A 13489-nucleotide genomic window follows, 5' to 3' on the forward strand; every position below is an offset into this window, starting at 1 on the left:
CCGGGCGGCAGCTCGCTCCCGCGCCGGGGGCGATGCGGTCGTGACGCGGTTCCCGCTCACCGCGATCGTCGGCCAGGAGGACCTGGTCACCGCGCTGCTGCTGTGCGCCGTCGACCCGGCGCTCGGCGGCGTGCTCGTGCGCGGGGAGCGGGGGACGGCGAAGACGACGGCGGTCCGGGCGCTGGCGGCGCTGCTGCCCGAGCAGGAGGTCGCGAGCGGGTGCCCGTACGGCGTCGCGCCCGGCGAGCCGTGTCCGTGCGAGGTCGAGCATGTCGGGGTGGAAGTCCGCGAGGCGCCGATGGTCGAGCTGCCGCTGGGCGCGACGATCGAACGTGTCGTCGGCGCGCTGGACGTGCGCCGCGCGCTGCAGGAGGGCGCCGCGGTCTTCGAGCCCGGCCTGTTGGCCGCCGCGCACCGCGGCGTGCTCTACGCCGACGAGGTCAACCTGCTGCCCGACGCGGCGGTCGACGTCCTGCTCGACGTCGCGGCGTCCGGCGTCAACGTGGTCGAGCGCGACGGCCACGGCGTCCGGCATCCGGCGCGGTTCCTGCTGGTGGGGACGATGAACCCCGAGGAGGGCGAGCTGCGCCCGCAGCTGCTGGACCGCTTCGGCCTCGGCGTCGAGGTCCACGCGCCCGACGACGCGGCGCTGCGCACCGAGGTCGTGCGGCGCCGCCTGCGCTTCGACGCCGACCCGGAGGCGTTCGTGGCGCAGCACGTGGGCGACGAGGCCGCGCTGGCCTCGCGCCTGGTCGCCGCGCGCGACCGCCTGCCCGGCGTCCGGTTGCCCGACCGCCAGCTCGTGCGCATCACCGCGCTCTGCGCGCGCCTCGGCGTCGACGGCCTGCGCGCCGACCTCGCGACGACCCGCGCCGCGCTGGCGCTCGCCGCGCTCGACGGGGCGGACGAGGTCCAAGACCACCATGTCGAACGCGCCGCGACGCTCGCGCTGACCCACCGCCTCCGCCGCGACCCGCTCGCCCCGCCGCCCTCGCCGCAGACCGTCAAGGACGCGCTCGACGACGAGCCCGACCCGGACCCCGAGTCGCCGACCGACGGCGGGCCGAGCGACACGCCGCCGGCGGACGACGACGCGCGCGCGGGTGAGAGCGACTCCGCCTCCCGCGCCGACGCGGCCCGCGCCTGCGCCGACGACCGCGAGCGCGAGCGCGAAGGGCGCGGAGGGGAGGCGGACCGCTCCTCCTCCGCCGACCGCCGCTCCTCCGCCGGCGACGCCGACGCCGACCCCGACCGCTCCGCGCTCGCGCCGGTCATCGACCTCGAGCGCCGCCGCACCGCCGGCGCCGCCGGCCGGCGCGCCCGCTCGCGGGGCACCGGCACGGTCGTCGGCGCGCGGCAGGGCGACGACGACGTCGCGATCGTCCCGACGCTGCTGGCCGCCCGGCGGCAGCCGGTCCAACCCCATCATTTGCGCTCGCACCTGCGCGAGGGCCGGCAGGGCGTGCTGCTCGTGCTGTGCGTCGACGCGTCCGGCTCGATGGGCGCGCGCAAGCGCATGGCCTTGGTCAAGGGCACGATCCTCAACCTGCTCGGCGACGCCTATCAGCGCCGGGACCGCGTCGCGCTCGTGACGTTCCGCGGCGCGGGCGCGGAGCTTCCGCTGCCGCCGACCGGCGCGGTCGACCACGCCGCGGCGGCGCTCACCGCGCTGCCGACCGGCGGCCGGACGCCGATCGCCGCCGGGCTCGCGCTCGCCGCCGACGTCGTCCGCCGCGAGCGGCTGCGCGAGCCCGACCGCGCCGCGGTCGTCGTGCTCGTCTCCGACGGGCGCGCCAACGCGGGCGCCGATCCCGTCGCCGCCGCCGCGCGGCTGGCCAAGGACGACATCCAGCTCGTCGTCGTCGACGGCGAGCAGGGGCCCGTCCGCCTCGGCGGCGCCCGCCGCATCGCGCTCGCCGCGGGCGGCACCACGCTCACCCTCGACCCACGCGCCGGCGGCCAGGCCCTCGCCGCCCGCCTGCGCGCCCTCGCCGCATGACCGACACGCCCGACACCACCCACACGCCCGACGACCAGGGCTCCGCCGACCCGATCCGCCGCAAGCCGCGCGACAGGCCGTTGTTGATCGTCAACACCGGCCACGGCAAGGGCAAGTCCAGCGCCGCCTTCGGCATGCTGCTGCGCTCCTGGGCACGCGGCTACCGCTGCGGCGTCTTCCAGTTCGTCAAGTCCGGCAAGTGGAAGGTCGGCGAGGCGAAGGCCGCCGCCGCGTTGGGCGGGATCGACTGGGAGAAGATGGGCGACGGCTGGTCGTGGATCTCGCGCGACCTGGACGAGTCGGCCGACAAGGCGCGCGTCGGCTGGGAGCGCGTCAAGGAGCTGATCGCGCAGGAGCGCTACGAGTTCCTGCTGCTCGACGAGCTGACCTACCCGATCAAGTACGGGTGGATCGAGGAAGACGACGTGGTCGCCACGCTGCGAGACCGCCCCGGCTTCCAGCACGTCGTCGTCACCGGTCGCGACGCGCCGCGGGCGCTGATCGACGCCGCCGACCTCGTCTCCGAGGTCGTCAAGGTCAAGCACCCGATGGACGCCGGCATCCGCGCCCAGCAGGGGATCGAGTGGTGACGCGCATCCTCGTCATCCTGGACGGCGCCGCCGAGCCGCTGTGGCCGTGGCCGTCGACCCTCGAGGAGGCGCGCATGCCCGCGCTCGACGTCCTCTGCGACCGCGGCGCGGTCGCGCGCGTCGCCACGACGCCCGCGGGCCTGGAGCCCGGCAGCGAGGTCGGCATCCCGACGCTGCTCGGCGCGCCGCCGTCGGCGCCGGTCGACCGCGGCCTGGTCGAGGCGGCCGCCGCCGGCCTGGACGTGCCCGCCGGGGCGAGCGCGTGGCGCGTCGACCTGCACCATCCCGACGGGCGCCGCGCGGTGACCGCCGAGGCGCTGCTGCTCGCGCCCGACGTGGCGCGCGCGCTGCCCGACCATGATGTCCAACATCTCAAGGGCCACCGCTTCCTGGCGGTCGGCACGACGCGCCCGGAGCTGCGCGCGGTCGCGGCGCTCGACGCGTTCGTGTGGGCCGACGGCGCCGGGCTGGACCCGGTGCTCGACGGCACGACGACGGTCGTCGCCGCGCCCGGCGCGGCCTCGGGCTGCGCGCGGCTGCTCGGCGCGCGCGTCGTCAACCCCCAGGGCGCGACCGGCGACGTCGGCAGCGACCTCGCCGCCAAGGCCGGCGCCGCGCTGCACGCGCTGCGCGACGGCGCGCGCACGGTCGTCGTCCACGTCGGCGGCGCCGACGAGGCCGCCCACCACCGCGACCGCCTCGGCAAGCGCGTGATGCTCGAGGCCGCCGACACCGACGTCATCGGCCCGCTGGCGCGCGCGGCGGCGGCCCACGGCGGGACGATCGCCGTGACCTCCGACCACGCCACCTGCGTGGAGACCGGCCGCCACCACGGCGACCCCGTGCCCGCGGTGATCGCCGGGCCGGGGATCGCGCGCGGCGGCGCGGTCCGGCTGCACGAGCGGCTCGTCGTCCGCTCTCCGATCTGGGACGGCCCGTTCACGCCCGCGCCGTCCTCGGCGCAGGAGGCCCGCCGGTGACCGGCCGGCTCGTCATCGCCGGGACGCACTCCGGCGCGGGCAAGACGACCGTCGCCTCCGGCCTGATGGCCGCGCTCACGCGCGCCGGCCACGCGGTCGCGCCGTTCAAGGTCGGCCCGGACTTCATCGACCCCTCCTACCACCGCCTCGCCACCGGGCGTCCCGGCCGCAACCTCGACGCCTACCTGTCGGGCCCCGACCTGATCGCGCCGCTGGCGGCGCACGGCGCGGCGGGCGCCGACCTGGCGATCGTCGAGGGCGTCATGGGGCTCTTCGACGGCGCGAGCGGCAGCGGCGAGCTGGCCTCCACGGCGCAGGTCGCCAAGCTGCTCCGAGCGCCCGTCGTGCTGGTGGTCGACGCGAGCGCGATGGCGCGTTCGGTCGGCGCGATCGTCCACGGCTTCGCGACGTTCGACCCCGAGCTGCGGCTGGGCGGCGTCGTCCTCAACCGCGTGGCCTCGGACTGGCACGAGGAGCTGCTGCGCGAGGCGATCGCGCCCGCGGGCGTGCCGGTGCTCGGCGTGCTGCGCCGCGACGCGTCGCTGACCGTGCCCGAGCGCCACCTGGGCCTCGTGCCGGCGGTCGAGCGGGAGGCGCACGCGCGCCGGACGATCGACGGGCTGGCGGAGACCGTCCGCGCGGGCGTCGACCTGGAGGCCTTGGTCGCGCTGGCGCGCAGCGCGCCGGCGCAGGCGGGGGAGGCGTGGTCGCCGGAGCCGTCCGCCGACGACGGAGCGCCGCTGCGCGAGGCGCGGATCGCCGTCGCCGGCGGTCCCGCGTTCTCGTTTCACTACACCGAGAACCACGAGCTGCTGGCCGCCGCCGGGGCCGAGTTGGTGCCCTTCGACCCGTTGGCCGACGAGGAGCTGCCGCCGCGCTGCGGCGCGCTGCTGCTGGCCGGCGGCTTCCCCGAGGTCTTCGGCGCCGAGTTGAGCGACAACTGGGCGCTGCGCGCCGAGGTCGCGGCCTTCGCGCGGCGCGGGCGGCCGATCCTCGCCGAGTGCGGCGGGTTGTTGTACCTGTCGACCGAGCTGGACGGGCGGCCGATGTGCGACGTCGTCCCGGCGCGCGCGTGGATGGGCGAGAAGCTGACGCTCGGCTACCGCGAGGCAACCGCGACCGGCGACCACCCGGCGTGGCCGGCGGGCACGGTGACGCGCGGCCACGAGTTCCACTACAGCTCGGTCGATCCGGCCGCCGACGCGAACGCGCCCGCATGGACGCTGCGCGCGCGGGGCCGCGAGGAGATCGAGGGCTTCGTGCTGGGCGGCGTGCACGCGTCGTACCTGCACACGCACTGGGCGGCGACGCCGGAGGTCGCGGCGCGGCTCGTGCGGGCCGCGGCGGAGGCGACGGCGTGACGAGCCCCGGCGCGGGCGCGCTGGTCGGCGTGGGCGTCGGCCCCGGCGACCCCGAGCACCTGACGCTCAAGGCGGTCCGCGAGCTGCGCGCGGCCGACCGCGTCTTCGTGCCCTCCACGGCGGCCTCGTCGGCCACGGGCGGCGCGGGGCGGGCGGAGGCCGTGGTCGCCGAGCACGTCGACGAGGCGCGGCTGGTGCGGCTGGGCTTCGCGATGACCGACGCCGGCGGGCGCGACGCGAAGTGGGACGCCGCGGGCGCGGCGATCGCGGAGGTCGTGCGCGGCGGCGGCACCGCGGCGTTCGCGACGCTCGGCGACCCGGCGCTGTACTCCACCTTCGCCTACGTCGTGCACACCGTGCGCGGCCTGGTGCCGGACGTGACGGTCCGCACCGTGCCCGGCATCACCGCGATGCAGGACCTCGCCGCCCGCACCGGCGCGCTGCTCGCCGAGGGCACCGACGGCCTCGCGCTCGTCCCGTGGACCGCGGGCGAGGACCGCGTCCGCGCGGCGTTGGCGGCGTTCGAGACCGTCGTCATCTACAAGGGCGGCCGCCAACTGCCGCGCGTCCTCGACGTCATCCGCGCCGCCGGCCGCGAGTCCGAGGCCTCGGTCGGCACTCACCTCGGGCAGGCGGGCGAGTCGGTGGCGACCGCGCGCGAGACCGACGGCCCGGCCTCGTACTTCTCCACCGTGTTGGTCACGCCGGCGCGCGACGGCGCGCCGCGAGGAGGACGGATCCGATGAGGCGACATCGACCGCGGAGGCGAGCCGCCAGGCGAGCTTCCGCCCGCGAACGAGCCCTCCGGGCGAGGCTCGCGCCGTGAGCGGCGCCGCGCACGGCGAGCCCGTCGTCGCCGAGGTCCGGACGGCCCTCCATGACGCCGCGCCGGAGGTCAAGGTGTTGGCCTTGGTCGTCTTCGCGCTGAGCGTCGCGTTCGTGCCGCGGGGCGCGTGGTGGCCGTTCGCGGTCGACGCGGCGATCGTCGCCGTGCTCGCCGCGTGGGGGCGGGTGCCGGTCGCGTCGCTGGCGATCCGGCTGCTGGTCGAGATCCCGTTCCTGTTGTTCATCGTGGTGCTGCCGCTCGTCGCGGGCGCCGAGGGGCTCGCCCTGGCGGGCGCGATCGCGGCGAAGGCGACGCTCGTCGTCCTGGCCACCGGCGTGCTCAGCGCGACGACGCCCGCGGCCGAGATCGTCGCCGGGATGGAGCGGCTGCGCGTGCCGGCGACGTTCACGGCGATCGGCGCGCTCGCCGCGCGCTACCTGCAGGTCGTGCTCGAGGAGCTGCGCCGCGTCAACACCGCGCGCCAGGCGCGCGGCGACGACGCCCGCTGGCTGTGGCAGGCGCGCGCGGTCGCGCAGTCGACCGGCGCGCTGGCCGTCCGCTGCCTGAACCGCGGCGAGCGTGTGCACGGCGCGATGCTCGCGCGCGGCTGGGACGGGCGGATGCCGCGCGTCGGCACCGAGGCCGTCCTGCGAGCCAACGCCATGGCCATCGCGGTGGTCGCCGCGCTGCCGGCGCTGCTCGCCACGATCGGAGCGCGGTGGTGAGCGTGGACGACCTCGCCCAGGGGGCTCGGCGTCCGGGCGCCGTCGAGGCCGCGCCGCCCGCGCTGCTCGTCGTCGGCCACGGCACGCGCGACGCCGACGGCCTGGCGGAGTTCCACGCGCTGGCCGCGCTCGTGCGCGACGCCGCGGGCGAGATCCCGGTCGAGACCGGGTTCATCGAGCTGGCCGAGCCGCTGGTCGACGAGGCGGTCGACCGGCTGATGGCGCGCGCCGCGCCCGCGTCCGTCGTCTCGGTCCCGCTCGTGCTGCTGGCCGCCGGCCACCTCAAGAACGACGGGCCCGCGACGCTCGCGCGCGCCCGCGGCCGCCATCCCGGCGTCGCGTTCGCGATGGGCCGCGACCTCGGCATCGACCCCGCCGTGCTGGCCGTCGCCGAGGACCGCATCCGCGCCGCGCTGCCGCCGGAGGGCCACGACCCGGAGACGACCGGCGTCGTGCTCGTCGGCCGCGGCTCGTCGGACCCCGACGCGTGCGGCGACCTGTACAAGGTGGCCCGGCTGCTGGCCGACGGCCGCGGGCTGGGGATGGTCGAGCCGGCGTTCGCGGGCGTCGCGCGGCCCGACGTCCCCGCCGCGCTGGAGCGCCTGCGGCGGCTGGGCGCGCGCACGATCGTCGTCGCGCCGTTCCTGCTGTTCACGGGGATCCTGGTCCCGCGCCTGTACGCGGCGGCCGAGGCGTACGCCGACGCGCACCCGGACCTCGACGTCCGCGCCGCCGCGCACCTCGGGCCCGACCGGCGGCTCGCGCGGCTGGTGCTGGAGCGCTACCGCGAGGCGCTGCGCGGCGACGTGCGCATGAACTGCGACCTCTGCACCTACCGCGTGCGGCTGCCCGGCTACGAGGACAAGGTCGGGATGCCGATCTCGCTGACGCCCCACGGCGACGGGCCGGCGACCGGCCGCCGCGGGCGGCGGCGGGCCACGCGCGCGCCGCGGCCGGCACCGGTGGCGCTCACGCCGCCGCGCGAGCGCGCGCTGCATCCGGTCCCGGCGGCGGCGACGGCGGCGGGCGACGACACCGCGACGCCCGCCGTCGAGCTGCGCGACCTGTCCTACGCCTACCCCGACGGCACGCCGGTGCTCGAACGCGTCTCCCTGCGCATCGCGGCGGGCGAGCGCGTCGCGATCCTCGGCCCCAACGGCGCGGGCAAGACCACGCTCGCGCTCCAGCTCAACGGCATGCTCGACGGCGCGACCGGCGACGTCGCGATCGGCGGCACGCCGCTCACGCCCAAGACCCGCCGCGACATCCGCCGCCGCGTCGGACTCGTCTTCCAGGACCCCGACGACCAGCTCTTCCTGCCGACCGTCCGCGCCGACGTCGCGTTCGGCCCCGCCAACCTCGGGCTCAAGGACGAGGACCTGACCGCCCGCGTGGACGAGGCGCTGGAGCGCGTCGCGCTGACCGACCTCGCCGACCGCGCGCCGCACGCGCTCTCCGCGGGGCAGCGCCGCCGCGCCGCGCTCGCCGGCGTGCTGGCGATGCGACCCGATGTGCTGGTCCTCGACGAGCCCTCGTCGCACCTCGACCCCGCCGCGCGCCGCGAGCTGGCCGACGTCCTCGTCTCGCTGCGCCTGACCACCCTGCTCGTGACCCACGACCTGCCCTACGCGCTGGAGCTGTGCCCGCGCGCGATCGTCCTCGACCAGGGCCAGGTGGTCGCCGACGGCCCGACGCGCGAGGTCCTCGCCGACGAGGGCTTCATGCGCGCGCACCGCCTCGAGCTGCCCGCCGGCTTCAACCCGCTCGCCGCCTGACCGATGACCGGGACGCTGCACATCGTCGGCCTCGGCCCGGGCGGCGCGGAGCACCGCACGCCGGCCGCGGCGCGCGCGGTCGCCGAGGCCGAGGTCGTCGTCGGCTACGGCGCCTACGTCGACATGGTGGAGGACCTGCTCGGCGCCGCGCAGCGGGTCGTGCGCGGCGTCATGGGCGAGGAGGAGCGCCGCGCCGACGAGGCGCTCGTGCTCGCCGCCGAGGGCGCGCGCGTGGCGCTGGTCAGCAGCGGTGACGCGGGCGTCCACGGCATGGCCGCGCGGACGCTGGCGCGCGCCGCCGAGCTGGACGCCGGCGAGCGACCCGAGGTGGTGGTCGTGCCCGGCGTCAGCGCCGCCCAGGCCGCCGCGGCCGTCGCCGGCGCGCCGCTGACCGACGACTTCGCGGTGGTGTCGCTGAGCGACATCCACATGTCGTGGGACCGCATCGAGCACCGCCTGCGCGCCTTGGCCGCGAGCGGGATCGCGATCGCCCTCTACAACCCGCGCTCGTCGCGGCGGACCGAGGGCTTCGATCGCGCGGTGGCGATCCTCCGCGAAGCGCGCGGGGACGACGGGCCGGTCGTCCTCGCGCACGACGTCACGCGCCCGGGGGAGGCGGTGCGGCGCACGACGCTCGGCGCGCTGGACCCCGAGCGCGTCACGATGCGCACCGTCGTCCTGGTCGCGGGGGACACCGCCCGCGACGCGGGACCCTGGCTGGTCGCCGTGCGCGGCGCCGCAGCGGTGCGCGCATGACGGTCACGCTGGTGGGCGCCGGGCCGGGCGACCCCATGCTGTTGACGGGCGCGGCCCGCGCCGCGCTGGCCTCCGCCGACGTGGTGGTCTACGACCGCCCGTCGGCGGACGCCGTCGTCGCGCTCGCGCGGCCCGAGGCGGAGCGCCGCTGCGTCGGGCTCCAGCCCGGCCGCCGCGCGCTGCCCCAACACGAGGTCAACGACTTGCTCGTCGCGCTGGGGCGCGCCGGGAGCAACGTGGTGCGGTTGAAGAGCGGCGACCCGTTCGTCGCGTCGCGCGGCGGGGAGGAGGCGCTGGCGCTGCGCGCGGCCGGGGTCGACGTCGCGGTCGTCCCCGGCGTCTCCAGCGCGCTGGCCGCGCCCGCCGCCGCCGGCATCCCGCTGATGCTGCGCCAGCTGAGCGTCACCGCGACGTTCGTGGACGGCAACGACGACCCCGAGCACGGCACGCCGCCCGACTGGGACCTGCTGGCGAGGCTCGGCGGCACGCTGGTGATCCTGATCGGCCGCGGCCGCATCCGGCGGATCGCGGCGAAGCTGATCGCCGGCGGCCGCTCCGAGGACACGCCGATCGCCGCGATCAGCGGCGCGACGCGCGACGCGCAGGTCGTCGAGCGCGGGACGCTCGGCGCGCTGCCGCGCCCGCTGCCGCCGCCGGTGACGTTCGTCGTGGGAGAGGTCGCGGCGCTGGAGGTGGCCAATGCACATCCCTGACGGCTTCCTCTCCGGGCCGGCCTGCGCGGTCGGCGCGGTCGCGGCGGGCGCCGGGCTGGCGGTCTGCCTGCGCCGGTTCCAGCGCGAGGAGCGCGAGCGCGACCTGCCGATCGCCGGCCTGGCCGCCGCGTTCTTCCTCGTCGGCGACGCGCCGATGTTCCCGATCACGGTCGGCACGCAAGGGCACCTGCTCGGCGGCGCGCTGGCCGTCTGCCTGCTCGGCCCGTGGCTGGGGGCGATCACGATCGCGGTCGTCGCGGCGATCCAGGCGCTCGCGCTCGGCGACGGCGGGATCTCGACGCTCGGGCTGACGATCGTGACGCTCGCGCTCGTCCCGGCCTTCGCCGGCTACCCCATCATCTTGCTGCTGAGACGCGTGATCGACCTGCCGCTGGCCTGCGGGATCGGCGCGGCGATCGCGGTCGAGCTGTCCGCCCTGACGTTCGTGGCCGAGTTCGCGCTCGGGGCCGACGTCCCGATCGACCTGGCGAAGATCGCGTGGTCGACGCTCGGCGCCTACGCGGTGATCGCGGTCGTCGAGGGCACGCTGACCGCGCTGATCGTCAAGGCCCTCATGTCGGTCCGGCCGGACCTCGTCCGCGTGCGGCGCGCCCCGGCGGCGGTGGCGTCATGAGCGGCCTGGTGTCCTTCGTCGGCGCGGGCCCGGGCGCGCCGGACCTGCTGACGCTGCGCGCGGCGAGCGTGCTCGCGCGCGCCGACGTGATCGTCTGGGCGCGCTCGCTGGTCGACCCGGCGATCCTCGACCACGCGCGCGCGGGCGCCGAGCTGGTCCCGTCCGACGACCGCACGCACGAGCAGGTGGTGGAGATCTACGCGCGCGCCGCGCGCGAGGGCCTGCGCGTCGCGCGCGTGCACAGCGGCGACCCCACCGTCTACGGCGCCCTGCACGAGCAGCTCGCGGCCTGCCGCGCGCTGGGCATCGCGACCGAGATCGTCCCCGGCGTCTCGTCGGTGAGCGCCGCGGCCGCCGCGCTGGGCCAGGAGCTGACGATCCCCGACGTGTCGCAGTCGCTGATCTACACCCGGCGCCCGACCCGCACGTCGATGCCGCCCAACGAGCAGCTCGTCGAGTTCGCCAAGCACGGGACCACGTTGGTGTTGTTCCTGTCCGTCCGCCGCCCGCGCGAGCTGCAGGCCGACCTGCTCGAAGGCGGCTACGCGCCCGAGACGCCGTGCGCGGTGGTCTACCGCGCGTCGTGGCCCGACGAGCTGGTCGTGCGCTGCCCGCTGAGCGAGCTGGCCGCGTCGATCAAGGCCAACAGGATCACCACGCAGGCCCTGGTGCTGGTCGGCCCCGCGCTCGGCGACGCGTCGTGCGCCGGCCGCTCGCACGTCTACGACCCCGGCTACGGGCACCGCTACCGCCCGCTGGGCCGCCCCGACCGCTACAACAAGACCAAGGAGGCGCCGCGTGGCTGACCTCCGCACGCCCAACCTGCCCGCCAGCGCGCGCCGGGTCGCCACCGGCAAGCTGCGCTACGGCTGGACGACCGGCACGTGCAGCGCCGCCGCCGCCAAGGCCGCCGCGCTGCTGCTGCGCGACGGCGACCCGCCGGCCGAGGTCGTCGTGCCGCTGCCCAAGGGCGACCGGCGCCCGACGTTCGGCGTCGAGCGCTGCGAGCGCGACGGCGACGCCGCGGTCGCGGTCGTCGTCAAGGACGCCGGCGACGACCCCGACGTCACCCACGGCGCGCACCTCACCGCGCGCGTCGCGCTGACCGAGACGCCCGGGATCGTCCTGCGCGGCGGCGAGGGCGTCGGCACGGTCACGCGCCCCGGCCTCGGCCTGGAGGTCGGCGGCCCGGCCATCAACAAGGGCCCGCGCGCGCAGATCACGGCGGCGGTGAGCGAGGTCTTCGACCTGGACGAGGTCGGGGTCGAGGTGATGATCTCGGTCCCCGGCGGCGAGAAGATGGGGCGGCGGACGTCCAACCCGCGGCTGGGCATCCTCGGCGGGATCTCGATCCTCGGCACGACCGGGATCGTCCGGCCGTTCTCGACCGCCGCCTGGCGCGCGAGCGTCGGCCAGGCGATCGACGTCATGGACGCGCAGGGCGCCAAGACGGTGGTGTTGACCACCGGCGGCCGGACCGAGAAGGCGGCGCGCAAGCTGCTGCCCGAGCTGCCCGAGGTCTGCTTCGTCGAGGTCGGCGACTTCACCGGCTACGCGCTCAAGCGCGCGGCCAAGCTCGAGTTCGAGCGCTGCGTGTTCGTCGGCATGGCGGGCAAGCTGGCCAAGCTCGCCGCGGGCATCATGATGACCCACTGGACGCGGTCCAAGGTCGACCCCTTGTTCTTGGCCGAGGTCACCCGCGAGGCCGGCGGCGACGCGGCGCTGGCGGCGGAGGTCGCGGCGTCCAACACCGGCCGCCACGCCTGGGAGCTGTGGGAGGGCGCGGGCCTGCACGCCGCGTCGGACCTGCTGTGCGCCAAGGTGGCCGACAACCTCGGCGCCTACATCGACGGCGCGCTGGTCGTGGACTGCGCGATCGTCGACTTCGAGGGCGCGCGGCTGGCCGGCGCGTCGCCGGGCGCGCGCGGGCGGCTGGCCGTGGAGGCCCTGGCGTGATCGCCGTCCTCGGGGTCCACGGCGACCGCGTGCCCGCCGGGACCGAGGCGCTGCTGGAGCGCGCCGAGCTGGTCGCCGGCGGCGCGCGGCAGCTGCGGGCGCTGGCGCCGGGCGGCGTGCCGACGCTGACGCTCGGCGCGGGGATCGACGGCGCGCTGGGCGAGCTGGCGGCCTTCGACGGCCCGGCGGCCGTGCTCGCCTCGGGCGACCCGGGGTTCTTCGGCATCGTCCGCGCGCTGCGCCGCGCGATCCCGCCCGAGCGGCTGAGCGTGCACCCCGCGCCGGCCAGCGCCGCCGTCGCGTTCGCGCGGCTCGGGCTGCCGTGGGACGACGCGCTGCTGGTCAGCGCGCACGCGCGCGACCCGCGCCCGGCGCTGGCGGCCGCGCTGCGCCACCCGAAGGTCGCGATCCTCACCGACGGCGCGGCGACGCCGGCGTGGTTCGCGGAGCGGATGCGCGGGTGGGAGGGACGGACGCTGGCAGTGGCCGAGCGACTGGGCGCCGCGGACGAGCGCGTCGTCCACGGGACGCCCGAGGAGATCGCGGCCATGGCCTTCGACCAACCCAACGTGGTGGTGTCGCTCGCGGCGGCCGAGTCGATCGAGTTGACCGGTCCGGCGTGGGCGCTGCCCGAGGACGACTTCGACCACCGTGCGGGGATGATCACCAAGCGCGAGGTCCGGGCCGTCGCGCTCGCGCACCTCGGGCCGCGGACCGGGCGGCTGGTCTGGGACGTCGGCTGCGGGAGCGGCAGCGTGGCCGTCGAGTGCGCGCGGCTGGGCGCGGCGGTCGTGGCGATCGACGACGACGCCGACGCGGTGACGCGCACCGCGCGCAACGCCGAGGCGTTCGGCGTGCCGGTCCGGGTCGTCGAGGGCCGCGCGCCCGCGGCGCTGGACGGGCTCCCCGATCCCGACGCGGTCTTCGTCGGCGGCGGGGGCGCGGACCTGGAGGCGATCGTCGACGCCGCGGCGACGCGCGCGACCGCGCGCGCCGTGGTCGTGACGCTGGCGCTGGTCGAGCGCGCCGGGCCGGTGCTGGAGCGCCTGCGCGCGGCCGGGCTGGAGGCCGAGGCGACGCTCGTGCAGGCGTCGCGCCTGGCGCCGCTGGCGGGCGGGCACCGGCTGGCGGCGATCAACCCGGTGGTCGTGGCCGTGGGGCGGCGGACGTGACG

Annotated in this window: 13 protein-coding genes and 1 pseudogene; all 14 read left to right on the forward strand. The window is 77.4% G+C overall.

Annotated features, from left to right (window positions below; genetic code table 11):
* The first annotated feature begins 40 nt into the window (after positions 1–40).
* On the forward strand, positions 41–1999 hold the full coding sequence (locus tag VFG42_RS02610; protein ID WP_324904952.1) for a VWA domain-containing protein: 1959 nt from the start codon (positions 41–43) through the stop codon (positions 1997–1999).
* The gene (gene cobO, locus VFG42_RS02615) at positions 1996–2589 is read left to right on the forward strand and encodes a cob(I)yrinic acid a,c-diamide adenosyltransferase (RefSeq protein WP_324904954.1); all 594 of its coding nucleotides are present in this window, start codon (positions 1996–1998) and stop codon (positions 2587–2589) included. Before VFG42_RS02610 ends, cobO begins: the two co-directional genes overlap by 4 nt.
* Positions 2586–3569 (forward strand): hypothetical protein, encoded by a 984-nt coding sequence (locus VFG42_RS02620; RefSeq protein WP_324904956.1) that lies wholly within the window; start codon positions 2586–2588, stop codon positions 3567–3569. Before cobO ends, VFG42_RS02620 begins: the two co-directional genes overlap by 4 nt.
* The gene (locus tag VFG42_RS02625) at positions 3566–4930 is read left to right on the forward strand and encodes a cobyrinate a,c-diamide synthase (RefSeq protein WP_324904958.1); all 1365 of its coding nucleotides are present in this window, start codon (positions 3566–3568) and stop codon (positions 4928–4930) included. Before VFG42_RS02620 ends, VFG42_RS02625 begins: the two co-directional genes overlap by 4 nt.
* Entirely contained in the window at positions 4927–5676 is a 750-nt protein-coding gene (cobI, locus tag VFG42_RS02630; RefSeq protein WP_324904960.1) for a precorrin-2 C(20)-methyltransferase, read from the forward strand. Before VFG42_RS02625 ends, cobI begins: the two co-directional genes overlap by 4 nt.
* Positions 5677–5752: 76 nt before the next feature.
* The gene (locus VFG42_RS02635; protein ID WP_324904962.1) at positions 5753–6481 is read left to right on the forward strand and encodes an energy-coupling factor transporter transmembrane component T; all 729 of its coding nucleotides are present in this window, start codon (positions 5753–5755) and stop codon (positions 6479–6481) included.
* A 2-nt stretch (positions 6482–6483) separates the two neighbouring features.
* Positions 6484–7245, forward strand: a pseudogene (locus VFG42_RS27370) (sirohydrochlorin chelatase); the annotation flags it as partial.
* 120 nt (positions 7246–7365) lie between these two features.
* The gene (locus tag VFG42_RS27375; protein ID WP_414642311.1) at positions 7366–8256 is read left to right on the forward strand and encodes an energy-coupling factor ABC transporter ATP-binding protein; all 891 of its coding nucleotides are present in this window, start codon (positions 7366–7368) and stop codon (positions 8254–8256) included.
* A gap of 3 nt (positions 8257–8259) precedes the next feature.
* Entirely contained in the window at positions 8260–9012 is a 753-nt protein-coding gene (locus VFG42_RS02645; RefSeq protein ID WP_324904966.1) for a precorrin-3B C(17)-methyltransferase, read from the forward strand.
* Positions 9009–9725 (forward strand): uroporphyrinogen-III C-methyltransferase, encoded by a 717-nt coding sequence (gene cobA / locus VFG42_RS02650; RefSeq protein ID WP_324904968.1) that lies wholly within the window; start codon positions 9009–9011, stop codon positions 9723–9725. The genes VFG42_RS02645 and cobA overlap by 4 nt, the downstream gene beginning before the upstream one ends.
* Entirely contained in the window at positions 9712–10359 is a 648-nt protein-coding gene (locus VFG42_RS02655; protein WP_324904970.1) for an energy-coupling factor ABC transporter permease, read from the forward strand. Before cobA ends, VFG42_RS02655 begins: the two co-directional genes overlap by 14 nt.
* The gene (cobM, locus tag VFG42_RS02660; RefSeq protein WP_324904972.1) at positions 10356–11165 is read left to right on the forward strand and encodes a precorrin-4 C(11)-methyltransferase; all 810 of its coding nucleotides are present in this window, start codon (positions 10356–10358) and stop codon (positions 11163–11165) included. The genes VFG42_RS02655 and cobM overlap by 4 nt, the downstream gene beginning before the upstream one ends.
* Positions 11158–12315, forward strand: a complete 1158-nt coding sequence (locus VFG42_RS02665; RefSeq protein WP_324904974.1) for a cobalt-precorrin-5B (C(1))-methyltransferase — start codon at positions 11158–11160, stop codon at positions 12313–12315. The genes cobM and VFG42_RS02665 overlap by 8 nt, the downstream gene beginning before the upstream one ends.
* The gene (gene cbiE / locus VFG42_RS02670) at positions 12228–13487 is read left to right on the forward strand and encodes a precorrin-6y C5,15-methyltransferase (decarboxylating) subunit CbiE (protein ID WP_414642312.1); all 1260 of its coding nucleotides are present in this window, start codon (positions 12228–12230) and stop codon (positions 13485–13487) included. Before VFG42_RS02665 ends, cbiE begins: the two co-directional genes overlap by 88 nt.
* The last annotated feature ends 2 nt before the right edge of the window (positions 13488–13489 follow it).

The sequence above is a fragment of the Baekduia sp. genome, from assembly GCF_035685985.1.
In the GTDB taxonomy this organism is placed as follows: domain Bacteria; phylum Actinomycetota; class Thermoleophilia; order Solirubrobacterales; family Solirubrobacteraceae; genus Baekduia.